We start from the raw sequence: 25,687 nt of genomic DNA on the forward strand, positions 1-25,687 counted from the left end.
ATTTTAGCTTTTTTGAATTTTTACTGGATTAATAACTACTTTTGAACCACTATTGTTTACAGTTTAAGTAATCATCCAGGAAAATTAATAATCCAGTAATATACCAACCACTCTCCGGGTAAAGAAAAAACTTATGATTTAATCCTGTTGACGGCATTTAAGATACTTTATAAAAAATCGATATAAGATTAGTTAAGGAATGATTCAAATATAATATCGAGGGGTTTTGTTGCCAAGAATGGTTATTGGGGGAAATGGAACTATAGATCAATTCCCAAACTGAAATTTAGAAGTTATATTTTTATCATTCCAAAGGAATAATTAGAGGACAACTAAAAAATATAATAGATACCTGAGTACATATTTGAATATTGGCTACATATTTGAAGAATAAGTACATATATACTTAGTATTCACAGCGGGTGGGGAGAACAAATATGGAAATAGAATCGAAATTTTTGGTCCCGGAAGAGACAGATTTTAAAGCGCTTGAAAATCTCTCCAGGCTTGCATCTTATACTATTTCTGAAGCTCGGATCCAGATAATTGAGGACACTTTTCTTGATACAGAAAATAAAGACATTATGGCTGCCGGGTATTACTTGAGAATAAGAAAAGCCGCAGGTGAAAAAGGGAAATGGGTGACAATCAAAAGCCTGGGAGGTTTTGAAGGCGGGACCCACAGGAGAGAAGAATATGTCAGTTTCTTGCCTGAAAGGCTTTCTGTGCTTGAATGTCCCAACCTCAAGATCAGAAATATGATTTTTGAGTTTACCTCAGGGCTTGACCTGTATCCACTTATTAATCTCAAACAGAAAAGGCTAATTCGCAAATTAAATCTTGAAGAAAAGCAGGTAGCTGACCTCTATCTGGACAGGGTAAATCTCAAAAGCGAAAGCAGGAAAAAACTCTACAATGAGTTTGAGGTTGAACTTAAAAGCGGAGGGACTGTAAAAGACCTCGAGACTATCCGGGATTTCCTCCTCAATAATTACAGTCTTGTAGAGAGCCCTTTTTCCAAGTTTGAAAGAGCATGTATTTTCAGAGAAAATCTTCCGGAAAAAACCTTCCTGGACCTGAAGGAAAGAGCTGTTTGCACACAGCTTGCAGATCACAAAAACATATACGGAAAGCAAGCCCAGATTCTTCTTTTAATTGACAGGGGAAGTAATCCTGCAGAACTAAGCCTTCTACTTAAAGTTCCGGAACCTGAGATCGAAGCTCTGCTCTCGAGGTTTGAAAAAGAAAGGCTTTCGGTCTTTCCATTTACAGGAACTAAAGAAAAAACCCCTGGAAAAAGCCTGGCATTTCATTTCCAGTCCGGAAGAGGGGAACCCCATAAAGGCTGGACTGAGATGGGCATCGAAGAATGGACCCCTGAAGCCCTTATGGAACTGTATGGAGTTAACAGAGAAAGAGCAGAAAATATCAGGGCAGGAACCCTCGCCCTCTTTGATGGGCTTTCTGCTTATCACGGGCTCGGAAAGGAGGAAAAGGAACTTCTCGGCCTTGCAGCCCTCATGCAAAATATCGGAAGTCCGGCTTCCGGGGAAAAAGAAACACTGATTAGCAGAGAAATTCTCCTTACCCATCCAGTTAAAGGACTGAAACTTAATGAACTGCGAATGCTTGCCCTTATAATAGAACTTCAGGACCCCGAAATAAATGAAAAAAACCTTTCATTAATCCTTGAAGAAGATAATACAGGTCTTTCTCCAGCTTTTCAGAATAAAGCCCTCATTCTTACAGCTTATCTCCGGATTGCAAACCTTTCCGACAAAGGAGCTCAGGGGTTTCTGCCCTGCCGGTTCAGGCAACTTGATGGAGCCGTCGAAATAGAACTTATGGGACCTGATGCAGAAAAAACTGCAAAAAAGGCAGAAAAAAGAAGCGAACTCTGGGAATATCTCTTCAGCACCGAACTACGGTTTACGCAGGTCAGGAAACCTCTTGAATCCGGAGACTCGGAAAGAACCTCCGAAAAAACACAAAGAGACGAAGGAAAAGGAAAAAGAGAAGAAGCTGAAGAAAAAGGAAAAAGAAAAGGAGAAGAAGCTGAAGGAAAAGGAGGGGGAAAACCCCGGGAGAAAGTTGAAGACAAAACTGAAAAAAGAATTGAGAAGAAAAAAAGAAAAGAAACTCAGAAATTCACGGTCATCCCGGAAGATTCCATGGCCTTTGTTGCGCACAGGATCTTTACATACCAGTTCTCCCAGATGCTCGCCCATGAAAAGGGAACCCGAAAAGGAGAAGACATCGAAGAGTTGCATGACATGCGCGTTGCGGTCCGCAGGATGAGGGCGTCAACACTAGTCTTTGATGAATACCTTGAATCCGAAAAACTGGAGCCCCACCTTAAAGGGCTAAGGAGAACTCTTGGTGCCCTGGGAAGAGTCAGGGATCTGGACGTTTTCCGAGAAAAAGCAGAAACTTACCTGAAAACCCTGCCTTCCGGGCGTGAACATGACCTTGACCCTCTTTTAATTACACTTGCAGAGGAGAGAGAAAAAGCCAGGAAAAATATGCTTGATTACCTTGACAGTGAAAAGTACAGCCATTTTAAGAAAGACTTTTCGGATTTTCTGGATTTCCCGGAAACCTGGGCTCTCCCCACAACTACAGAGAAACATGACTCTCTACCGCACAGGGTAAAAGATGTGCTTCCTTCGATCCTCTATGCCCGTTTAGCCGACATAAGTGCCTACTCCGAATGGGTGGAAGGGCCCTATGTTTCGGTTGAGAGGCTGCACAGGCTCAGGATTGCGGCCAAGGGGCTGCGTTATACTTTAGAGTTCTTTGAGGATGTGCTCGGAAAAGAAGTTGAGACCTTAATCAAAGATTTCAAAGTTTTGCAGGACCACCTTGGAGACCTGCATGATGCAGCCGTTGCAACCAAAATGCTGGGATATTACCTTAATACAGGGACATGGAACCTTTCAGCAAGTGAAAAAGCATCGAGTGAAACGCATATTTCCGAAAGCTGTGGCGGAGTGGAAGCTTACCTTGCGTACAGGGAAGAAGAACTCTTAACCCTGCTCAACACTTTTCCGGATACCTGGAAAAAAGTCCGGACCGAAGAATTTAGAAAGAGAATTGAAAATGCAGTCAGAAGCCTCAGTCAACTACCGCTGAGCTAAAGACTCAGGGTTTTCCTGCTGAGGATTTATAAAAGCCTCTGACGGATTTTCAGTTTATTTTTTATTTTTGAAAACCAATTTAAGTTTTGAAGAGGATTTTTTTTGAAGAAGTTTCAATTTTTGAAGAGGATTTTTTTTGAAGAAGCTTCATCCCCGAGGGACTTCCTCGACCTCAACGCTGCCCTCAAAAATTAAAGGGGCGCCCTCGGCCTGTTTTATAAGAACTTTGGACTGAAGGTTATACCCGAACATCTTTTTGAAATACTTCTTCTGTTTCTCGACCTCCCAGATTTCAAGCTGGCACTCCCGCTGGGCATGCATCTCAAGCACAAGGCCATCGGTGGAGGCAATATAAAAACGGACATGGGAGATGATTCCTGTATGGGAACGGTCAAGCCCTTCGGCAATACGGAGCAGGGCACTGAGCAACCTCACGCTTTTTACGGCTTCTTTGCTGAGCCCTGCAAGATTGGGATGCTTCTTTTTAGGGGTGTTTTTCCTGTGGAAATACGCAAGGTTTGAAATTATTTCGATTTCTTCAGGCTGGAAACCCGGGAGGCTACTTTCTCTTATGAGGTGATAGGCATGTGCCTGATGGGTATCGTATGAGAGAAATGTCCCTATGTCGTGCAGGGTTGCGCCGTATTCAAGAAGCTCTCTCTCACTCTCCTGAAATTCATAGACCCCAAGCGCCTGGATACTGTCAAAGAGTTCAAGAGCAAGCCTGGTGACGATATGGGCATGTTCTTCATCAAAGTTACAGGCAAGGCCAAGCTGCATGATGCTGCGTTTCCTTACCGACATCTGCGTGACCATGTAAGAGAATTCGCTCTTTGAGATATAGTCCACGAGTAGCCCTTCCCTGAGCCCACGCTTGCTGATCGTAATCTCTGAAAGTTCGAGTTCCTCCATAAGGGTCTCGATGATTGCAGCGCCTGCAAGGATGATGTCTGCCCTCTGGGTATTTATTCCCGGAAATTTGCGCCTCTCCTCAAGCGTCAGGGCGCACATTGCCCTGACAATTTTCTTCAGGTCTTCGTACTCCAGCTTCTCGAAACTTTCATGGGCTGTTTTATGCAGGTAAACAAAAGCGATTTTTGCAAGATTTTCGACAGTTCCCGAGCTGCCAATGGCGCAGCTTGCCCTGTACCTGGAAAGTTCTTTTGTTATATCCGTGGTCTTGCGCCGTATGTAGGCTTTGATCTGCTCATACCGCTCCTCGGAAACCGGACCTGTTTCATCCGGAAGGAACACGTTTGTCAGGCGGATTGACCCCAGGTTAAGGGAATGAAGGAAGTAACACTTGCTCTGGTCCCCTATCGACACTTCAGTACTCCCACCCCCGATATCAATAAAAAGGGCTTTTGAATAACCGAGGCGGAGCCCACTTGAGACCCCCAGATAGATCAGGCGGGCTTCTTCTGACCCTGAAATCGTGCAGACCTCAAGGTTTGCCTCTTTTTTAATCATTTCAAGAAACTGGACCCTATTGCTCGCATCCCGGGTTGCAGAGGTTGCCACAGCTATGATCTCTTCTGCCCGGTAAGCCCTTGCAAGTTCCATGAACTTTTTACAGACAACGGTTGCCCTCTCCATTGCTTTTGGCTGCAAGATCCTGTCTATAAACTCCTTATCTCCAAGCCGCACCGTTTCCTTCTGCTTGGTCAGGGGCTGGTAAGATCCATTGGAATTGATCCGGACCAGAAGAAGCCGGACCGAGTTAGTCCCTATATCAATAAACGCAACAACCCTGCCTTCGGAAATTTTCTCGGGTTCCATTCATGACCACCTGAAAGCCCTGCATTTTGTTTTTCTAGAAGGATTAAAAGAGCTCCATAAATTTCACAATGTCTGTTAACATTTTTATTCAATATGAGATTTATTTTTCGGATAGTATTTTCCTGAGTTCTATCTTTCTATATATGTGAAATTGTAAGTTCAAAAACCCTGCCCATATTAAACTCCAGAGAGTAGCATAAAAACTTCAACTAAAACTTCAAGTGGGAAAGGAAAACACAGGAACTAAAGGAAAAGAAGGAAAAATGGAAAGGAAGGAGAAGAGAGAAAACAAAAAAAAGGAGAATAAAAATTTTTATCAGCCATTTTCCGTTTTAAGCTCCCAGCTGTCTCTGTTCTCAAGCATCCAGAGCTGAGAATCCAGTTCTTCTTCGTCGGGCTGCGGGTAGATCCTTTCAGTCCTGCCGTTAGGGAGGAGAAGGCGAGCTTTTATGTTATCCTTCAGGTGGGTACCGAGGATGACATCGCGCACGATGGGAATGTAATCTAAAGATACGGGAAAGAGGACTTCGACCCGGTTGTCAAGGTTGCGGGGCATAAGGTCGGCACTGCCCATAAAAATCTCTTCTTTTCCGCCATTCCTGAAGTAGTATACTCTTGAATGTTCAAGAAAACGCCCGACTATAGAAGTGACCCTGATATTTTCGCTCAAACCGTAGATTCCGGGCCTGAGGCAACAGATGCCCCTGACAATGAGGTCTACTTTTACTCCAACCAGTGAAGCTCTGTAAAGTTCCCGGATGCACTGGTAGTCCACCAGGGAATTCATCTTGAAGAGCAGGTGACCGTTCCCAAATTTCTCGTGCAGGTCAATCTCGCGCCTGATGCGCTCAAGGATCTGATGCCTCATATTCTGCGGGGCTACGAGGAGCTTGATATAATGGTCCTTCCTTGAATAACCTGTAAGGGCATTGAAAAGATCAGAGATGTCTTTACCTATGAAAGGGTCACCTGTGAGGTAGCCGAAGTCGGTATAGAGCTTTCCTGTAACAGCGTTGTAGTTTCCAGTCCCCATATGCACATAATACCTGATACCTTCTTTTTCAGCCCTTACAATAAGGCACATCTTGGCATGGGTTTTGCGCCCGGGAAAGCCGTAGGCTACGTGAACACCCTTGCACTCGAGTTCCTTTGCCCAGCCAATGTTGTTCTCTTCGTCAAAGCGGGCTTTAAGTTCGACAAGGACTGCAACCTGCTTGTTCCGATCCGCAGCTTTCATAAGAGCCTGGATAATCCTGGAGTTGTCATCTACCCTGTATAATGTCATTTTAATTGCCAGGACATCCGGGTCATCGGCGGCTTCTTCCACCAGATCGGTTATCGATTCGAAACTGTCGTAAGGGTGATAGAGAAAGATATCCTTCTTTTTCAGGGCTGAAAAAATGTTTTCCTTATCGGCCATAAGGGAATGTTTTCTCTGCTCAAAAGGTTCATATTTAAGCTCAGGACGGTTAATTTGTGTAAGCTTCATAAGGCTTGAGAGGCCCAGAGGCGCCGCTGCCCTGAACATCAGAGGAGGGGTAAGCTCCAGGTTTTTAAGGAGAATATCAGAAACCCTTTCAGGCATAGTATAGTCAGTTTCAAGCCGGACAGCAGGCCCGAAGTAGTTTCTCCCCACCCTCTGCTTAACAGCAGTCAGAAGGTCCTTGTCTCCATCTTCATCAAAGCCAAGGTCAGCGTCTCGTGTGATCCTGAAAGGATAAGCTCCAAGAATGCGCTGTCCGGGGAACAGCAGATCGAGGTTTGCAGCAATCAGCTGTTCAAGCCACACAAAACGCCCTGATTTTAATTCTTCAAAACTGGAAGTTGTTTTTTCCTGGCCTTCTTCTGGAACAACAATCAGCCTTGTGAACATAGGAGGGATCTTGACCCTTGCAAAACGTTCCCCGTAGTCCGGGTCATCAATAAGTACGGCAAGGTTAATACTGAGATTTGAAATATGGGGGAAAGGATGCCCTGAGTCAAAACCAAGGGGAGTAAGTAGCGGAAAAATATTTCTTTCGAAGTAGTCCCTGAGTTTTTCTCTGTCTTCTCCGGAAAGTTCAAAGTAGTTAAGGACTTTAATTCCCTTTTCCCTTAGAGCCGGTTCGAGCACTTCGTTCCAGCAGCTGTCTTTTAGAGGAAGCTGTATTAGAAGTTCTTCCCGGATGACCTGCAACTGCTCCTGAGCCAGTTCATCTGTGCAGTCTTCCTTTGCTCCTTCAGCAATACGTTTCTTGATCCCGGAGACCCTGACCATAAAAAACTCATCAAGATTGCTCCCGAAAATGGAAAGAAACTTGACTCTCTCAAGCAGAGGATTACGTTCATCCAGAGCTTCTTCGAGTACCCGGTCATTGAACTGGAGCCAGCTATATTCCCGGTCCACATAAAGGCATTGGTCACTCAGGTCAGGCATGCCTGATACTTCAACCCGGACTCCGTCAACACTATCCGTAACCAATCTATCAAAATCTGCACACTGAATTGGGAAGTTACGCTCCATTCCTATCACGCGTGGCCTGAGTTTTGTGTATCTTCAGATCCATCCTCGAAAATATAAGAAGATCGGAATATAAGTTGCCTGGTTCATTATTTAACATTATCATCAGATGTTCGTTCAGTATAATTAGCAAAGTTGAAAAGAAGATAACCTCGAAGTTACTCAACAGCCAAAATAACCAGTTTTCGGAAAATTTTTCCCTGAACTGTGTATCAACTCTTCCAATAACCATTAGCCGAATGAGTTTTCGATCCCCTTATCCGAAGGAAGGCGCATCTTCATATAAAGTTATCGGAGATGCATTGACACTAAGAAGTATATAGACTTTTGGATTAACAGGAACGTAAAAACTGTCTGAAATCTTAGCCAACTCACTACTATTTACTGATATATAGTACTAAAGACTTATAACATTATCTCCTAGAAAACAGAGAAAAACAATCAAAAAAAGAATATAGAGTATATACAAAACCGAAGATAGCAAGATATTATCAGGGAAATTAGAGTATCTACAAAACCGAAGATAGAAAGATATTACCAGGGAAATCTTCAAAAATCGCCAGAAAATGCCATACGTGTTTGACATAAAGATATTTTAAAAGATTTTTAGAAATTATCCTTATAGTGGAATATAAAATATAGATTTTGACTATAAAAAATACCGCTTGACATTCAAATTGCCTTTTAATTTTGAAATTTACCCTTTAAATGGGCATAAAATTCCTGCTCTTTTCCCGTGGTCTTCCTCAGTAACCTTTCCACAATCAGCTCGGGAGTGCTTCTTGCCACGCGATTGTATACCGGGTTTCGGTTTACTATCAGTTCCAGGCTGGAATCCAGACCCTCGGCTTCTATTCCGTCCACTCTGATGTCTGTCCCGGTATTTTCAAGGATCAGTTCCGAAAGGTGTGAAACAAAAATCCCAAGGCTCTCTTCGCTCCGGGAAAGGTATTCAAGAATCCCTGCTATGATCCGGGCTGAAGCTCCGGGTTCGGTAATTGATTCCAGCTCATCGGCAAGCACAAGTTTTCCGGAAGCTTCGGAAAGCACGGAAAACTGCTTGAGGGTGGTTTCAAAGGCTCCGGCATCAAGAGTTCCTTTTGATTTTCCAAAATAATAGAATTCTTCTACAGGTCCCAGCTCAAGTTCTTTTGCAGGGACAGGAAAGCCCATGTGTCCGAGGATTACACACTGGGCAAGCAGTTCAAGTAAAGAGGTTTTGCCTCCTGAGTTCACTCCACTCAAAAGTACAACCCTGTTTTCCAGGCCTTCGGGGGAAAAGCTCGTTTTTCCGACGGAATAACTGACAGGGTCAATTTCTCCATACCTGGCTTTCAGGAAAAGGTTTTCACCTTCTTCAAAGCCAATTCCGGCATCAGGGATTGTCTCCGGCATTTTCAGCCGAAACTGCGCGGCAAAGAAGGCTATGGAAAAACCCAGGTCAAAGTCAAGGACCTCCCTGACAAGCCTTTCTACAGGCTGGCGGAAGGTTGAGATAACTTGTGCAAGCTCCCTTTTGCGGGTAAGCCTTGCTTTTTCAAGGGACATATTCAATTTTTGCCTGAAAAGCTGCAACTGAGCCTGTTCTACTCTGAGAGGATAGGAAATTTCATCGGAAAAGAGGGAATCAAGCATCAGTTTTTCCAGTTTCTGGAACTTGAGCTTTTCTGCAAGTTCCTCTTTTACGGCTTCGATCTCGCCTGTGTAGACCCTGTGGAGTTCTTTTGCAAGCAGGTCTTTAATTTCCATTCCCCCACTCACAAGCTTGATGAGTTCCTGCCCACTCAGGGTAAGGGAGCTTGCTTCGAGTGTCCGGTTCATGCGCTGGTTTGCCTCATTTAAGGCAGAAGTCAGCACAGAATCAAGATTTTTCAGGGCAGCTTCAAGCCTGTCAAGTTCGGGGTCAAAACCCTCAACAGGCTTTCCATCCTCTCCTACTTTTAGAAGGGCTGCTTTAAGGGTCTCAAGCTCCTCTTCTGAGAGTTCCTCAAAGAAATCGAAGCCTTCCGCCCGCAGAGTTGATGTGATATTCAAGCAGGCAAGGATGCAGTCCAGATTCCTTGCAAAAAAAGCCAGCTCTACTTCAGGCAGGATCTGCCAGAATTCCGCTCTTGAAAGATCCTGGAAAAACTCGGGTTCAAGCCCCTCAGGCAGGTCAAAACTGAGATAAGTATCATCAAAAAGAATCACACTCGAATAACCTCTCGCAAGATCTACGAACTCGGAAAAACTCTCCACCGCCTGAACAGGCAAAAATGCCTGGAACTTTTCCCTGGCTGAGTCCAGAGTTTTCTGGTCCCCGGAGAGGATGATCCTGTCTCTTACCCGCAGGTTTCCCGGGATCGACCTGAGCTTTTTCACGCTGGAAAGGAGGTTCAAAAACGCCTTATCCTCAGAGAGGACATCTGCCAGCTCCAGGTACGCTCCTACAAAAGCCCTCCTCTCCTGAATAAGGTCCATACGGGACGCGGGAAACGGGTAAAAGAGATCCAACTTGTCCCTCGCATGCGGTGTGTGAGCAAACGTCTTTATCAGCTCAAGCAGGCGGGAGTACAGGTCAAGGGCTTCTTTTGTCTTCAGAAAATCGGAAATTGCACATCCCTCAGCCCGGGCTCTGGCATCCCTGGCAAGGGAAAGGGCAAATGTATGGCTGACTCCGTTGACCTCGGAAAGCGAAGCTATGTCTCCTTCAAGAATTGCCTGGAGAGCTGCATCCTCACTTCCGAAATGCTCGACAAGCCTGCAGGCTACTCGCTCACCTATTCCATTAAGTTCTCGTAAGCCTGAGATTTGCTGAGAAGAAGCCATATTCAAAACACTTATAGAAAATCAATTGAACCGAACCCTATACCCGAATGTTTTTCAGTTCAGAAGGAGCGCAAGTTCTTTTTCAAGATCGGAGCGCATGGAAGCTGTGTATCCGTGCGTTTCTTCAGTAGTATTATACATTGCCTTTGGTTCTTTTGCAAGGTCAAAGGTCCTGAGTGCCAGTTCATGCGAGATTACAGTATCATTAAAAGAGTGCATCATAACCAGCCTTGAAGGCGGCAGGGCACTGAGGTAAGTGTCCGGGTCAATTGAAAGGCGGAACCTATAAACTTCAGGGTCAGTTGTGCCGGCAGGATCAAGCTCTTCAGTGCCGTACCCCGACGTACTGATCCCTATGACTCCTTTAAAGGAAGGGTCAAGGGCGCAGGCAATAATTGCAAACCTGCCGCCGTTACTTTCCCCGAGGATTGCAAGCCTTTCGGGATCTATTTCCGGCTGGACGGAAAGCACGTCTGCGGCTTTGAGGACGTCATAAACCATAAGGTATTCAACAGGTTCAAGGCCTGCCCTGAAAAGTTCAAGGTCTCTTTCAAAGTTTACTCCACCCTGATTGCGCTGGTCAAGGGTAAGGGTTGCATACCCCATTTTGGAGAGTTGCACTGCCAGTCCCTGTTCACCTTCTTTGCTAACTCCTGCTCCCGGAAGCAAAACTATACCAGCGGCAGAAGAAGGAGAGTTTGCAGGAACCCTAAGTAGCGCCTGGACTTTTTCGCCACTACTCTCAAAAGATACAAGTTTTAGAATATCCGGATCTTCAGGAGAATACAGGTCCTCAATTTCCTGAGCCGTAAACACAGGCTTTTCTCTCTGGGGAAAAGATAATGTGCCTGCCTCCGAAATATCCCACGGAAGAGTTTCCTCTATGGAATTAGCGGGGTTGTACAGAACCCCAAAGAAACCAACACCTATCAGGAGAAAGCCCAGAAGAAAAACTAAGGCTCTCGGAATTCTGACGCCTGATGAAGACTTCTTCGTTTTTTTGAGTTTTTTTTTACCAGAAATATGCCTGCTCAAGGGAACCCTGCCAGAAAACTGTAGTTACGGCCAGAAGCCATTTACAGCACTTAAGAATAGTACTACTATGCCCGCAATGGCACCGAAAATCAGAACTGTTTTGGGCTGAATGTGAACCGCGTTTTTGTCAGCTTCGTAGTAGCGCATGAGCCCTGCTGAGGACTGAAGTCCGGGACCTGATCTTTTAGCCGCCATGAGTAAAACACCTTTACAAATGATATGATATTGATTAGTTGATTAAAAGTTGCGTTTTTGATTGGAAGTTACGTTCAATTAGAAATCTAGTGAAATTTTACTGCTCATTTTGATAGTTATCAGATAATTTACAGTTCTCATATATAAATCCTGCAGAGCTATTCCGGAACAATCCTGGGCAGGAGAGGAAACATATGATTTTAAGGCCCTGAAAAATCAGAGACGCGGGGTCTCAGACGAGAACCTCATCCAGCAGGAAAGGCGGGTAAAATACGCCTTTTTCAGTGATTATAGCAGTCACATTTTCCATTGGAGTTGCATCAAAAGCCGGATTGTAAACCTCAACGTCTTTTGGGGCAAGCTGTTCGCAGCCTGAGAACCGCAGTTCATCAGGATTTCGCATTTCAATCTTTACGCTTTCTTCCCAGCCTTTGAAATCGAAAGTAGAGACAGGGGCTGCCACATAAAAGGGAATTTCATGCTCTTTTGCAAGGATAGAGTGCGTATAGGTACCTATCTTGTTAAAAACAACATCCTGGGTAATTCGGTCGGCTCCTACGAGCACGCTGTTTACAAGCCCCTGGCGCATTGCCCAGCCAGCCATAGAATCTGCAATAAGGGTTACAGGGATTTTGTCCTGCATGAGTTCCCAGGTAGTGATTCTGCTTCCCTGGTTCAAAGGCCTTGTCTCGCAGGCAATAACTTTGATATTTTTACCTGCTGCAATAGCCGAACGTACAACTCCGAGAGCTGTACCCCAGTCAACACAGGCGAGCCTTCCTGCGTTGCAGTGTGTGAGTACGGTATCTCCATCTTTCAGGAGTTTTGCCCCATGTTTTCCTATCAGCTTATTGGTTTCGATATCTTCTTCCGCAATATCCCTGGCTTCCTGAAGGGCAATATCCCGGATTCCCTGAACATCAAAGGCATCAGAAACTGCTTTTAAGACCCTGTCCACGCCCCATCCAAGATTTACGGCTGTAGGGCGGGTCGATTTAAGTGCTTTTGCCGCAACCTTGAGGTCTCTGGTTATGGCTTCGATGTCTTTTGCCCCGCTAAGAGAAGCTGCCAGGGCAATTCCAAAGCCTCCTGCAGCCCCAAGAGCAGGTGCACCTCTGATCCTGAGAGATTTTATAGCCTCACAGAGCGAACTCAGGGTTTTGCATTCTATTACCCTGTACTCCTGAGGGAGCAAGGTCTGGTCTACCAGCACTACAGAATTGGACTCTTCGTTCCAGTCAATTGTCCTCATTAAATCACTTTCCAATGTGAACATAAGGTTCTGCCAGAAAATCTTCCGACTTCCATTTCAAGCCAACCATCCGATAAAAACCTATTCGACCCTTCCTTCTACAAGGGGTGAGTATTTCGTATCCAGATAATGCCCAGGCAACCTGAAAACTTGAATAGGGGGTTCAAATTAGGAAAAAGAGATTTAATAAAAAATCTCTATCCTGGATAAAATAACATATAATTAAGCTGTTTAGAAGCCAGACATCAGATTAATAATTTTATTTCATTATAAGCCAGCAAATTTTAGAATAGATTTTAGATATACATAAACAAACATAATATTTATTTCACGAAGAGCAAAGTTAGATATAATAGATTTATAAAGTAACAGTACAAATAAGAGAAGATTTAAAATCCATAGCTGAGATACAGGAAGATTCGTAATTTCAGGAATAATAATTTCATAAATTTCATGGACCTTGAACCCGTAAATCCTTGGATCCGCAAATTTTGAAAGTGTTGAAAGTATTGAAAGTATTGAAAGTATTGAAAGTATTGAAAGTATTGAAAGTATTGAAAGTATTGAAAGTATTGAAAGTATTGAGAATCTATCGTTTCATGCAAGTTGTGGTTTATGAGAGTCAGGGTATTCATCGGAGAGTAAGCGCTTATGAAAAAAATAAAAATAGCAATTGCAGGAATCGGGAACTGTGCAAGCTCTTTGATACAGGGCATCGAGTACTATAAAGCTGAAGATAAAGATCCCATAGGACTTATGCACAGGGACATTGGAGGGTACGGGCCCAGTGATATCAAAGTTGTTGCTGCCTTCGACATTGATGCCAGGAAAGTAGGAAAAGATGTCTCTGAGGCTATTTTTGCTCCCCCGAACTGCACAGCGGCTTTTTGTCCTGACATTCCCCTCTCAGGTGTGAAGGTTAAGATGGGAAAAGTTCTTGACGGGGTTTCTGACCACATGAAGAATTATGGGGAAAATTACACGTTTGTTGTCAGCAGGGAACCTGAAACCACAAAAGAAGAAATTGTAAAAGAATTGAAGGATTCAGGCGCCGAAATGCTTCTTAATTACCTCCCTGTCGGTTCTGAAGAAGCTGTCCATTTCTATGCCGAATGCGCTCTTGAAGCCGGTGTGGCTTTTATCAACAACATGCCTGTTTTCATTGCAAGCAATCCTGAGTGGGCAAAGCGGTTTGAAGAAAAGAATATTCCTGTTATAGGCGACGATATCAAAGCCCAGCTTGGAGCAACGATCACCCACAGGATCCTGGCAGACCTATTTGAAAAACGTGGTGTAAGGCTTGAAAGGACATATCAGCTGAACACTGGCGGAAACACCGATTTCCTCAATATGCTCAATAGGGACAGGCTTGTTTCCAAACGTGAATCCAAGACCGAAGCCGTCCAGTCCGTGCTCTCGCATAGGCTTGCGGATGAAAATATCCATATCGGACCGAGCGACTACGTTGCCTGGCAGAAAGACAACAAGGTATGTTTCCTTCGAATGGAAGGCAAAATCTTTGGGGACGTGCCCATGAACCTTGAACTAAGGCTCTCGGTAGAAGATTCCCCTAACTCCGCAGGTGTGGTAATTGATGCCATTCGCTGCTGCAAACTGGCTCTTGACCGCGGGATAGGAGGAGTACTGTACTCCCCGGCTTCCTATTTCATGAAACATCCGGCTATCCAGTACCCTGATGATGAGGCATACCGCAGAACTGAAGATTTCATAGCCGGTACCCGAGAACGTTAAAGCAAGCCGGAGAAAAATTCCCGACGGAGCAAAAAAATTTTATAGAACTAAGCGTAAGGCAGTTTTGATGCCAGAAAATCCCGGAAACGTCCGGGAATTTTACGTTTTTCCTGGTCCTGAATATTTTCTACCAGGAAATTGTTCTACGGAATTTACCGCAACGTTTTTATCAGTTTTTTCACCAGTGTTCTCACAGTTTTTTTATCAGTTTAACGGATCCCTTCAGCCGTAATTTTAAACTCAGCATTTGCACATTCAGGACGGGAGCGGTGTTTGTATAGAGTGGCGCGCCTTGTCCCTTCACCTGTTTTTTCCAGCTGGATGATCGTCTTTGAGATATGTTCCAGGGAACTGCCCCCCAATGGGCGCACCCCTCCTGCAATAATATCTGAGTATACCTGATTTGTTATAATTGCAACAAAACCGTGTTTTCGAGACAGAGCATGCAGAAACCCTATCTGGCTGGCAAGTTCTCTCCGGCTTTTTATGCCGGTCTCCTCATCTTCAAGTTCAAACCTGTAGTATGAAGTTGCAGAATCCAGAACCACTAGCCCGATGTTCTCGCCAGCGATCCTCTCCACCTCTCTTACGGCCGCATACTGCTCTTCAAAACTCAGGGGTTCGTAGATAATTATGCTCCTGGCTATTTCCTTTGCATTGTCCCCTGCAATCTGCTTGAAACGAACAGGAGAAAGCCCTTCCGTATCTATGAAAATGACTTTCTGCCCCTGCTTTACACATTCAACCGCAAGCTGGATGCAGACATTTGTTTTTCCGGTTCCTGCGGCTCCGAAGACCTGAGTTACGATCCCTCTCTCGAAACCTCCTCCCAGGAGGTCATCAAGGGGTCTACAACCGGAGGGTAATAGTTTCTCTATGGTTTGACACCTCTCTTTGCACTTGACAGAGGTATGAGAGATCAATGATATAATGCTTTTTTCATATTTTTTTGAAAACAAAGACTTAGAAACCGAAGAGATCAGAGGAAGCAGAAACAGAGGACAAGTTCTCTCAGACATTTCCCTAAAACCTGGAGGGGTTCTTCACCTAATATATTATAATGTCTTCAAGGAATAAAGCCATATAGATGGTATCCATACCTATATCCATTAAAGTGTCTTCCACACCAGATAAAGCCTTCTGTACTTGAAAATATTCCCACAAACCAGGCATTTTTTAAAAAACAGATGCCCTTAAGTTTGTTACCAGATCTGATAACAAACAACGATCTTTGTATACAAAGTAAGAGGGTGATTGTATCCAAAGATGAGTTGAAAAACCATTATAAGCAAGCTCAGGCATTTAGAATAATTACCTGGAAATAAAGATAACATTCACTCAATAGAGTGAAAAAATGATATCTAAAGGGGCACTTTTTGAAAACTGCATGCCCTGTTCCGATATTGCTGACGAGTTTGGGAGAGTTATTATACAATTAATTGGGTTGGCTAAGGAATAGTTCCCATGCGGGGTTTTGTTTTATTGCTTTGATGCGCTCTGCGCCGACACACTCAAACCCTGCACAATCTGAATAAAAGAAATATGTTAGAAAGACGCATGTAAAAGACATGCAAGACATGTAATAAAAAATGTAAAAAAATACTGTACATAAATCAGAGGGGCGCAAAGTATGGCAAAAATAATAGTTTACACAACGGAACGTTGTCCAAAATGCAATAAATTAAAAGAATTTCTGAAAACAAATTCAGTACCCTTCGAAGTAGCAGATATGTCTACCCCCGAAGCTCTGACCGAACTGCGTTTCAATGGGGTTTTTACAGTTACGGCGCCTGTATTACAGATCAACAGTGAATTCCTCACGTATACCGAACTCTTCCGCGGGGAAGAAGTGAATCCGGAAAAACTCAGAGGAATTCTTTAACAACCCCGCTAAGCTTCAAACCGACTTAAATGATTTACATATCCCTCCTTAAAACAACAACTGAAGATGAGAAAATGACAGGCGATATTCTCTTAACCGATAATGAATTATCTGATAATCAGCCAGTGCAAAAGACACTTGACGGGCTCTCCACCTCTTCCCTCCCCAAAAAAGACCAGTTATCTGATAATCAGCCAGTGCAAAAAACACTTGATGGGCTGTCTGTCTCTCCCCTCCCCAAAGTCAGGACAACCGAAGGTTTCATTCTTAACTGGGACAGGAATATTATTGTAAGCCAGCTCCTGAAAGAAACAAAATTAAGTGAAATCTTCTACAACAAGCCTGCAATCACAAAAGAAGAAGCCGTTGATATTGCAAAAGAAGCGGAAAGAATTATCCGAAAGATGAATCTCAAGTTCCTTTCAGGACCTCTTATCCGGGAAATAGTCAACAATATTCTTCTTGACAGGGGACGCGTAGAATGGAGAAATATAATGACAAGGGTCGGGGCTTCGGTCTACGATGCCTACGAAATAGACTCCGGATACGGCTTTGGGGCAAACGATAATGCAAACCAGCTGAACAATGCTGAGACATCCCACAAAAGAAAAGCCGACAAAATGTCCAAAGAGCAAAATCTCCTTCTGATGCCAAAAGAGCTTGCCGACCTGCACCTGAACGGGGACTTCCATATCCATGACCTCGAATATATGGGCACAAGGCCTTTTTGCCAGGACTGGGACCTCCGCTACTTCTTTTATTATGGGCTGATGCCTGATGGATTAGGAGCACAATCAAGTGTTGCAAAACCTGCAAAGAATGCCGAAGTAGCTTTCCTTCATGCTGTAAAGGCAATGGGTTCAGCGCAGACCAACTTTGCAGGCGGACAGGGCTTTTACAATTTCCTGACCTTTATGGCCCCCTATCTGGAAGGCAAGTCAGAAGTTGAGATCAGACAGCTTATGCAGATGTTCGTCTACGAAATGATGCAGATGATGTGCGCAAGAGGCGGACAGACTGTCTTTTCATCCGTGCAGCTTTCCCCTGGGGTCCCAAAGCTCTGGAGAAACATTCCGATTGTTGCCAGGGGAAAGGTCTGGGACGGTAAGCAGGCTCCCCTCAGGACCTATGGAGAATTCGAAAAAGAGGTCCGGCTTGGGTTCAAAGCCATTATGGATGTCATGCTTGAAGGAGATGCCTGGGGCAAACCTTTCAGCTTCCCAAAGCCAGAAATCTCTCTCGAACCTGACTTCATGGAAGAAAACGAGGATTTCAACGGAGCTCACCCCGAACTTCCGACTTACAAAGAGCTTTACAGGATGACCTTTGAACTGGCTGCCAAATTCGGAACTCCCTACTTTGACAACCAGCTTCCCGAGTACAGGGGTGCAGGAGAAGGAATTTCATGCTACCAGTGCTGTGCCTACCAGTTCTCTTCAAACCCCACCGACGATAAAGACTTCGGGGACAAGCTGCATTTCAAAGATGGAAGGCATTTCTCCATGGGCTCATGGATGGTCCTATCCTTAAACTGTCCCAGGGCTGCCTACAGGGCTGAATATGATGATGAAAAACTTTTCACTGAACTCAAGACCCTGATGAACCGGGGTGTGGAAGTTTTTAAGATCAAGCGAAAATGGATGAACAGCCTGATCAAGAAAAACAGGATTCCCTTTGCATCCCAGTGTCCCAAGGACCCGACCACCGGAGAAAAAGGGGCAATAGCTGTGGACTTCGATAGCCTTGTGTATACTATTGGAGTAATAGGGATCAATGAGATGGTCCAGTACCACACAGGCTACCAGATCCACGAGTCTCCTGTTGCTTATAAGCTTGCCATCCGGGCTATGTTCGAAATGAAAATGCATGCCCAGAAGCTCTCAAAGGAAAACGGCATGGAAATTGCCCTTGCAAGGACTCCTGCGGAAACTACAGCCCAGCGTTTTGCAGTCTCAGACCTCCTGCACAGGGAATATGCCGACAAAGCCGAACTTACAATTAAAGGGGACCTGGAAACCGCAAAGAAAGAGTTCAATGAGACCCACGACCTGCCCATTTACTATACCAACGGGACCCATATTCCTCCTGGTGCCGATATCTCGCTGCCTGAAAGGATAAAGTATGAGCACACTTTCTTCCCGATCGTAGACGGCGGAAACATCATGCATATCTGGCTTGGAGAAGGAAAACCGGACCCTGACGGCCTGCAGGAACTTGCCATGCATATAGCAAAAAATACCCAGACTGGATACTTTGCCTTCACAAGGGACATGACCGTATGCACTGATGGGGGATATGTAGCCGCCGGCCTGCTTGACAAATGCCCGAAATGCAAATCTGAAAATGTGCAGCACCTCTCAAGGATTACTGGCTATCTCCAGTCCGTAGAAGGCTGGAACAGAGGCAAGCGCCAGGAACTCCAGGACAGGAAACGCTACAGCACAAGGGAACTCAAATGAGTCCCCTTAAACTTTTTTACGCAACCTAAAAATGGTAACTGCTATGAAGGTAAACTACGCAGGCACTGTCCCGATCTCAACCCTTGACTGGACAGGAAAGGCTGTGGTCACCATCTTTTTTAGGGGATGCCCTCTTCGCTGCCCTTACTGCCAGAACCATCCGTACCTTGAAGGTCCGGAGCTTGTGGAACTTGACTTTGTGAAAGAGCAGATTAAAAGCTCGAAACCTTTTGTAAGCGCGGTTGTTTTTTCGGGTGGGGAACCCCTTATGCAGGAGGCTGTTATTCCCCTTGCAGAGTTTGCAAAGAATCTCGGGCTTGCAGTAGGGGTCCACACAAATGGTTGTTACCCTGAAAGGGCAGCCGAACTGGTTGAGCGAAAACTGGTTGATAAGTTCTTTATCGATGTAAAAGCCCCTCTTGACGATCCCGAACTTTATGGAAAGGTTGCCGGATGGGAAGCTTATAAAAGGGCAGGTAGTGCCGTTAAAAAGCCTCCGGAAGAGATCACCACAGCCATTGCAAAAACGATCGAGGTTGCCGATGCCAGCGGCCTGGAACTGGAACTCCGGACAACCGCATTCAGAGGTTTTATCGGAAACGAGAAGGAAATCTCCCTGATAGCAGCCTGGATTTCGGAACATATCAAAAACAGAGAGGTTACCTATGTGCTGCAGCAGGGAATTCCGGAACACAGCCTGCAGGAGGAACTCAGGGAAATCAGGGTTCTGGAGCGGGAAGAAATTTTGGAACTTGGAAAAATAGCAAAAGGTTTCCTGGAAAAAGTAAGGATCAGGACAAAAGAAGAAGGAGAAGAAAGAGTCTGATATTATCTGGTGCCTGCTATTTACCGATATTTAGTATAATATTTACGGCATTTTACTGGCATTTTACTGGCATTTTACGGACACTTTTTTCATTTTTTGCCTGTATTCCGGAACAGATTTTGATCTATTAACCCCTTCATCTTTCCATTAATTTTTATTTTACCAGCTTTTTACAGAAAAAATATGTTTTAGGTTCAAATGAATTTGAAGTTTACAAAAGTCTTATACGTGCCAAAGCATAAAAGACACTTATCAAACCTTTGTTAAAACCCCTTAAATGGAATTCAATTATCCTGTACCCGGAAGTGCAGGTATCCCGGAAAGTTTCCCCATAGTTTCTCCGTGATATTCCCTATTGTACTCCTGACAATAATCGAAAACTCCTTTATGCACACCACCAAACTTTTGTGTAACCTCCGGGGTTACAAAAATTACATAAAGGAGAGAGACTCAGTGCATTTTAACCCGAAGAAGGATACCTATCTATAAAAAGGAAAGCAAGCAAGAAGGATAGCTAGCAAGAAGGAAAGCAAGCTATCACTTCCAGAAAAGGACCATGAAAGAAACAAAAGTATCTTCAATCGGAGAGCGCGCTTTAATCTCCCGCTTATCTGAGATTTTCAATGCCCCTGAAGGAAAGGAAAGAGGACAGGAAGGAATCCTTATAGGTGCCGGTTCCGATGACTGTGCCGTCCTTGACCTGAAAGGTGAAGGCTGTCTGGTTATTACGACTGATATGCTGCACAGGACCACGGACTTTCCGACAGAGATGACCCCATGGCAGATGGGCTGGATGTCCGCCGCTGTAAACCTGAGCGATATCGCAGCCATGGGGGCAGAACCAGCAGGGATCCTTATGGCAATAGGCATGCCTGCAGACACTGAAATTGCTTTTGTAGAGGAACTTGCAAAAGGCATACAGGCATGCGCTGAGTTCTGCGGGACTACTGTTATCGGAGGCGACCTCGATACCCATGCAGAACTGACAATTACAGGTACGGCTCTGGGAAGAGTCAAAAAAAGCCAGCTCCTCCTGCGAAAAGGGGCAAAGCCCGGAGACCTTGTCTGTGTTACAGGATATACAGGGTCAGCCGGAGCCGCCCTTAAAGCGATCCAGTCAAAAAAACCTGTTAGTGAAACCGTCCTGAAGGCTCTTTTTGAACCCGTCCCCCGCACCAGAGAAGCCCGGAAACTGGCTGAGTCGGGTGCAATCACATCCATGATGGATACAAGCGACGGACTTGCTATGTCTCTTTACGACCTTGCCAGGCAGAGTAAAGTAGGTTTCAGGGTCCGGGAAGATGCCCTTCCTATCCTCCCGGAAGTCAGAGAGTTTGCCTCAGATCCCGGGGAACTGCTGGAACTTGCCCTTTACACAGGTGGAGACTTCGAACTCATTTTCACAGTCGACCCTGGACGGCTGAAAAAAGTACAAAATATATGTAACTTGACTATCATAGGGGAATGCACAAAGTACGAAGCGGATATTGTACTCGAATCCCCGGAATGCAGGCTGACAGCTATAGAGCAGCGGGGATACCAGCAGCTAAAAGCCGAACCGACTGATTAACCTTCCTGAATAAACTGATGTTAACCCCCCATAAATAAAAGCCTGGAGTGAGATTAAAAAAAATTAAAAATTATTTGCTGATTAAAGTTCACACAACCACAAAAAGAGAGGAAACTTCAGGCTAAACTAACTAAATTAGTAACTATAAAATTCATAACTATACAAATTATGCACAAGGTTTAGAAGGATAGAATATGAAAAAAGCTAGTTTACAAATATTTACAGCAATTCTGGTGCTGGGGCTATTCTGTGGGACTGCAACTGCAGTTCCTGTTATATCAGGAGATGTCACCCCCTCCCAGAATTCTACCGTTACTGGGACGGTGGGTGCACCTCAAGTGTTCACCGTTCCTTTAAACGAAACAGCTAATGTTATATGGACTGAAAATGGTACGGCCACAACAATAACAACTGATGCAAGCAATATTTCAACTCTCAGTCACGTCATACAGTTGGGTTCGTACCAGGTAATAGCAGCAGTAGAAGGCACAGGAGAAACAGTAACCTGGAATGTAGCAGGTACAGCAGGAGTTCCTGTGATCACTTTATCTGACCCTTCTTCTTCAAGCGTTAGCAATAACGTAGGAGAATCAAGGACATTCACCGCGACTGTGAGCCAGACATCGAATATGACATGGGCTCTTGACGGCGTTACTCTTTACACAAACTCGTCTGTAGATTCGTCTTCATATACAAATAGTTCGGCAGTAGCAGGCACACATACAATCAAAGTGGATGCGTCGAATGTTAACGGAAATGCAGAATCAAAATCCTGGACATGGACAGTAGGAACAACCGGCGTACCTGTTACTGTTGATCCCTCAGAAGGGACAATTGAGGTAGCTCAGGGAGGGTCCAAGACTTTCTATGTCAATTCTACAAACGGCCAGAATGTCAACGTAGATTGGCGTGTCAATGACGTGTCGACGAAAACCGAAACAGGTGTAACTTCCTCTTCATACGAGTTTAAAGGAGATACTACCGGCGAATACAATCTAAAAGCAGTGATCACCGACCCCAACGGCGTTTATGCTTCATCGACAAAAACATGGACTGTTAAAGTCCAGTCCAAATACTATTCAAGTGGGAACAGGATCTGGGATGAAAGCCTTGGGATGGCCACTACATACACATGGACTGCCCAGAGTTACTCAGGCTTCTATTATGACCTTGATACCGGCGTGTCTTCTGAAGAGATGACCATCACGGACATCGGCAGAAACATAAATGACGGAGATATCGAGTACAGCACAAAACCTACTGAGACTGAATTTGAATACGGGACGTGGGGCTCGTACCAGGTCATAGGGTTCATGGCGGATAAATACTTCGCAGGCTACAGTGATAACACCTCAGTTAGCGGTGTAGACGATGTAAGCCTGATATCCGACGGTATACTTGCCAAGATCCTGATAGACAATGATGATAAAGAGTCCGCCTATTCGGGAGACGCCCTTGTACTTGAAGATGGTTATTCCCTGAACATTGTGGAAGTAGATGTTAATGGAAACACCGTCTGGGTCCAGCTTGAAAAGGACGGAGATGTGGTGGACGATGATTTCATCACCTCCGGACAGGACTACACATATGAAACCGAACTCGGAGAAGCAGAAGACGTACCTATAATCATTGCCCATTTCGGCACGGTTTTTGCAGGCGCTGAGACCTCGGCTGTCTTCATACAGGGCCTCTTCCAGGTCTCGGACAACTATGTAGAACTTTCAAATGGAGATTCCTACGGGGAAATGGAAGTAACATCCCTCAGCAGCAGTGAAATAAAAATGAAGAATGAGGACGATATAAGCCTTGATAAAGGTGACACAATCGACCTTATGGGTAAAATACAGATTCAGGTGGCTGATGACAACACACTGCGCTTTGCTCCGGTCCTTGATACCACAGAAGAAGGAACCTACGAACTGCGCGGAACGGTCTACGATGAAGATGACGACGGGGACTCTCTTCCAACCTGGACGCCCTTCAACTTTGAAGGTTTCTATTACAACATAGATGAGGGAATAGGGACCGAACAGCTGAAAATAGAGGAATTAAATGACCGGGAAATCCCCTCAGGAAAATTAGTCTACCAGTCCTCACCCCAACCTGTTGAGTTCGAACATGACGAGTGGGGCAATTTCACAGTTGTCGGGTTCATGGCAGAAAAATACTTTGCAGGATATCCAGATGATACCGCCGACGGAAAAATTAACGATGTGAGCGTTCTTTCGGATAATGTCCTTGCCAAAGTCCTTACAGACAGCGATGACAAGGAATCCATGTACTCGGGTTCTGCCCTTGTGCTTGAAGAAGGCTATTCCCTGAACATCCTGGAAGTCGATGTTAATGGAGAAACTGTCTGGGTCCAGCTTGAAAAAGACGGAGACGTGGTAGACGATGATTTCATTACCTCTGGGCAGGACTACATCTATGAAACCGAACTCGGAGAAGCAGAAGACGTACCCATAATTATTGTCCATTTCGGTACGGTTTTTGCAGGTGCTGAGACCTCTGCTGTCTTTACACAGGGCATCTTCCAGATCTCGGATGATTACATTGAAATTAATAATGGAGATGTCTTCGACGAGATGGAGATCTCAACCGTCTCAGAAAGCGGCATCACAATGAAGAACGATGATGACATCGGACTTGGTGATGACGATACCATTGACATTATGGGTGACATCAAATTCAAGACGGCTGATTCCAACACTCTCAGGTTCTACCCCTTTGTTGAAGTCGACAGTGAAGGTGGAGCCAGCAAGGCACTCAAGATAAATTTGCCTGATGAGATTATTGTAGGCGACACTTTTGAGATCGAGGTTACTGCAGGTAACGAATCGATAGAAGGCGTCACCGTAAATTTCAACGCAGTCAGCGCAGGCAAAACCGATGCAGATGGGATTATTGAGTACACTGCCGAAGAGGAAGGAACCTTCAAGGTAACCGCAGAAAAGGACGGGTATACCACTGCAAACACGAACGCAAAAGTTATTCCTCCGAAAGAGAAGATGAGCCTCAATATCTCTCCTGAAACCGTGTATGTGGGAGATACGATTACCATAGAGACCTTAAAAACAATCGGAGGAGACCCGATTGAAGGTGCAAACATCTCAATCGATAGTAAAGCCCTGGGAAAAACCAACTCCAATGGAACGATTACGTTCACCACGGAAGAAATCGGAAAAATCAAAATAAGCGCTACCTTAGAGGGCTTCCTTGACAAGAGCGTTGACGTCAATGTGAAGGACTATGAAGCTATCTTCGAGTTCTCCAACCTGGTAATTGACCCGATAGAGGTCAGAGCCGAAAAGGAAGCAACAATTACCATTGATGCCGAAAACACAGGTAATGCTGCAGGGAATTACAGCGTGGAACTGGTTGTGAACGGAAGTTCAGTTGATTCACAGCAGATTTCCCTTGACGTAGGAGAAAGCACGACAGTAACCTTCGAACACAGTGAAGAGGTACCAGGAACCTATACTGTCGAAGTAGGAGGACAGGAAGCCACCTATACGGTAAAAGAAAAGTCTTCTCTGCTGATTTATGCCCTGATAACTATTATCCTGTTATTGGGCGGCGGGATAGCTTACATGTTTACCAAAGGCGGCTGGACTATGGCAATGTTGCAGGCAAAGGTAGATGAACTTATCAAATCAGCAAACCTGAAAAAGTAAAAGTAATAGAAAAGCTGAAAAAAAGGAAGTTCAAAGAAAAACGAATTTAAATTCCCGCGTTAACTGAAAAACGCGGGTTTTTTTCTATTTTTAAAAAAGAGATTCGATTATTCTGTACTCGATTATTCTGTACTTATCCTAAATCTTTAGGTTTTGCAGGTAGTTCACTCCATCTTCTTGATCGCACGTTCGATGGCATCTATCAGGCTGTTCTTCGGGGCGATGGTTGTAACGGGGATGTTCAGGATTTTTTCCACTGTTGGACCCACAATTGGAGCACATACCAGGGCTTTTGCTCCATCCCTTTCGGCATTTACGGCTGAGATAATTGCTTCTTCCATAGATGTTGCCGAGTATTCCCTGATGGTGACAAGCTTGCCACCGATCTTTTTCTTTGTCTCAACGATGTTATCGAGCACCGAGCGGGCAGCAATTACGGCGATAAAGTCTCCACTGTTGGACTCCTTTATTTCACGGATCGTTTTTACTATCTGGCGGAGAGTTTTTATGTTAGGGTCCCGATTACCTGATAGGATCTTATAAAGGGTACTCGGAGGGATGCTTGCCTTTTTCGCAAAATCCACAGCAGTCAGATTAAGGTCCTCCTTAATTACAGTGGAAAGTGTTTTCTGAAACACTTCATCGGACTCGAATGCGGATTTGATGACCTTGTCTGCAACGTTCATTAAAATTCAACCTCTAATCCTGTAAAAATTTTCAATCGATATAAAGGACTTACGTTTTACAGGAATTTTGTTCCTGAATGAGAAATATCTCCAGATGTATTAATACATTTGGGACATAATAGAAAGGCATTT

General features: G+C 44.7%; 15 protein-coding genes. 7 read left to right on the forward strand and 8 right to left on the reverse strand.

Features of this window, described 5'->3' with window-relative positions; translation table 11 throughout:
• The first annotated feature begins 437 nt into the window (after positions 1-437).
• Complete coding sequence (locus PHF18_RS07485) at positions 438-3,137, forward strand: CHAD domain-containing protein (protein WP_300100565.1); 2,700 nt, start codon at positions 438-440, stop codon at positions 3,135-3,137.
• 147 nt (positions 3,138-3,284) lie between these two features.
• Here PHF18_RS07485 and PHF18_RS07490 read toward each other — a convergent pair whose 3' ends face one another.
• The 6 genes from PHF18_RS07490 to PHF18_RS07515 all read right to left on the reverse strand — a co-directional run bounded on the left by PHF18_RS07490 (position 3,285) and on the right by PHF18_RS07515 (position 12,730).
• Entirely contained in the window at positions 3,285-4,916 is a 1,632-nt protein-coding gene (locus tag PHF18_RS07490; RefSeq protein WP_300100568.1) for a Ppx/GppA phosphatase family protein, read from the reverse strand.
• Between the two features lie 316 nt (positions 4,917-5,232).
• Positions 5,233-7,419 (reverse strand): polyphosphate kinase 1, encoded by a 2,187-nt coding sequence (gene ppk1 / locus PHF18_RS07495; RefSeq protein ID WP_300100685.1) that lies wholly within the window; start codon positions 7,417-7,419, stop codon positions 5,233-5,235.
• A gap of 681 nt (positions 7,420-8,100) precedes the next feature.
• The gene (locus PHF18_RS07500) at positions 8,101-10,224 is read right to left on the reverse strand and encodes an endonuclease MutS2 (protein ID WP_300100571.1); all 2,124 of its coding nucleotides are present in this window, start codon (positions 10,222-10,224) and stop codon (positions 8,101-8,103) included.
• A gap of 54 nt (positions 10,225-10,278) precedes the next feature.
• Positions 10,279-11,259: an alpha/beta hydrolase gene (locus PHF18_RS07505; protein ID WP_300100573.1), complete on the reverse strand. Its 981-nt coding sequence runs from the start codon at positions 11,257-11,259 to the stop codon at positions 10,279-10,281.
• 24 nt (positions 11,260-11,283) lie between these two features.
• Positions 11,284-11,454, reverse strand: coding sequence for a preprotein translocase subunit Sec61beta (locus PHF18_RS07510; RefSeq protein WP_300100576.1), 171 nt, complete (start codon positions 11,452-11,454; stop codon positions 11,284-11,286).
• Positions 11,455-11,686: 232 nt separating this feature from the next.
• Complete coding sequence (locus PHF18_RS07515; RefSeq protein WP_300100579.1) at positions 11,687-12,730, reverse strand: S-methyl-5-thioribose-1-phosphate isomerase; 1,044 nt, start codon at positions 12,728-12,730, stop codon at positions 11,687-11,689.
• A 627-nt stretch (positions 12,731-13,357) separates the two neighbouring features.
• Between PHF18_RS07515 and PHF18_RS07520 the strand changes: the two genes are divergently transcribed.
• On the forward strand, positions 13,358-14,458 hold the full coding sequence (locus PHF18_RS07520; RefSeq protein WP_300100582.1) for an inositol-3-phosphate synthase: 1,101 nt from the start codon (positions 13,358-13,360) through the stop codon (positions 14,456-14,458).
• A gap of 209 nt (positions 14,459-14,667) precedes the next feature.
• Here the strand turns inward: PHF18_RS07520 and radB are convergent, their stop codons facing one another.
• A complete protein-coding gene (gene radB, locus PHF18_RS07525) occupies positions 14,668-15,378 on the reverse strand; it encodes a DNA repair and recombination protein RadB (protein ID WP_300100688.1) in 711 nt (236 codons plus the stop codon).
• A 710-nt stretch (positions 15,379-16,088) separates the two neighbouring features.
• Between radB and PHF18_RS07530 the strand changes: the two genes are divergently transcribed.
• From PHF18_RS07530 to PHF18_RS07550, 5 genes are all read left to right on the forward strand, one after another.
• Complete coding sequence (locus PHF18_RS07530) at positions 16,089-16,340, forward strand: glutaredoxin domain-containing protein (protein ID WP_300100585.1); 252 nt, start codon at positions 16,089-16,091, stop codon at positions 16,338-16,340.
• A 74-nt stretch (positions 16,341-16,414) separates the two neighbouring features.
• Entirely contained in the window at positions 16,415-18,799 is a 2,385-nt protein-coding gene (gene nrdD, locus PHF18_RS07535) for an anaerobic ribonucleoside-triphosphate reductase (RefSeq protein ID WP_300100691.1), read from the forward strand.
• Positions 18,800-18,842: 43 nt separating this feature from the next.
• Positions 18,843-19,625, forward strand: a complete 783-nt coding sequence (locus PHF18_RS07540; RefSeq protein WP_300100588.1) for an anaerobic ribonucleoside-triphosphate reductase activating protein — start codon at positions 18,843-18,845, stop codon at positions 19,623-19,625.
• 556 nt (positions 19,626-20,181) lie between these two features.
• Positions 20,182-21,195 carry a thiamine-phosphate kinase gene (gene thiL, locus PHF18_RS07545; protein ID WP_300100590.1) on the forward strand — a complete coding sequence of 338 codons (1,014 nt, stop codon included), beginning with the start codon at positions 20,182-20,184 and terminating at the stop codon, positions 21,193-21,195.
• 194 nt (positions 21,196-21,389) lie between these two features.
• A complete protein-coding gene (locus PHF18_RS07550; protein ID WP_300100592.1) occupies positions 21,390-24,869 on the forward strand; it encodes an S-layer protein domain-containing protein in 3,480 nt (1,159 codons plus the stop codon).
• A 164-nt stretch (positions 24,870-25,033) separates the two neighbouring features.
• On the opposite strand, the gene PHF18_RS07555 is transcribed toward PHF18_RS07550, so the two are convergent.
• Entirely contained in the window at positions 25,034-25,555 is a 522-nt protein-coding gene (locus tag PHF18_RS07555; protein WP_300100595.1) for a helix-turn-helix domain-containing protein, read from the reverse strand.
• Positions 25,556-25,687: the final 132 nt, after the last annotated feature.

It is taken from the genome of Methanosarcina sp., from assembly GCF_028693135.1.
Lineage (GTDB): Archaea > Halobacteriota > Methanosarcinia > Methanosarcinales > Methanosarcinaceae > Methanosarcina.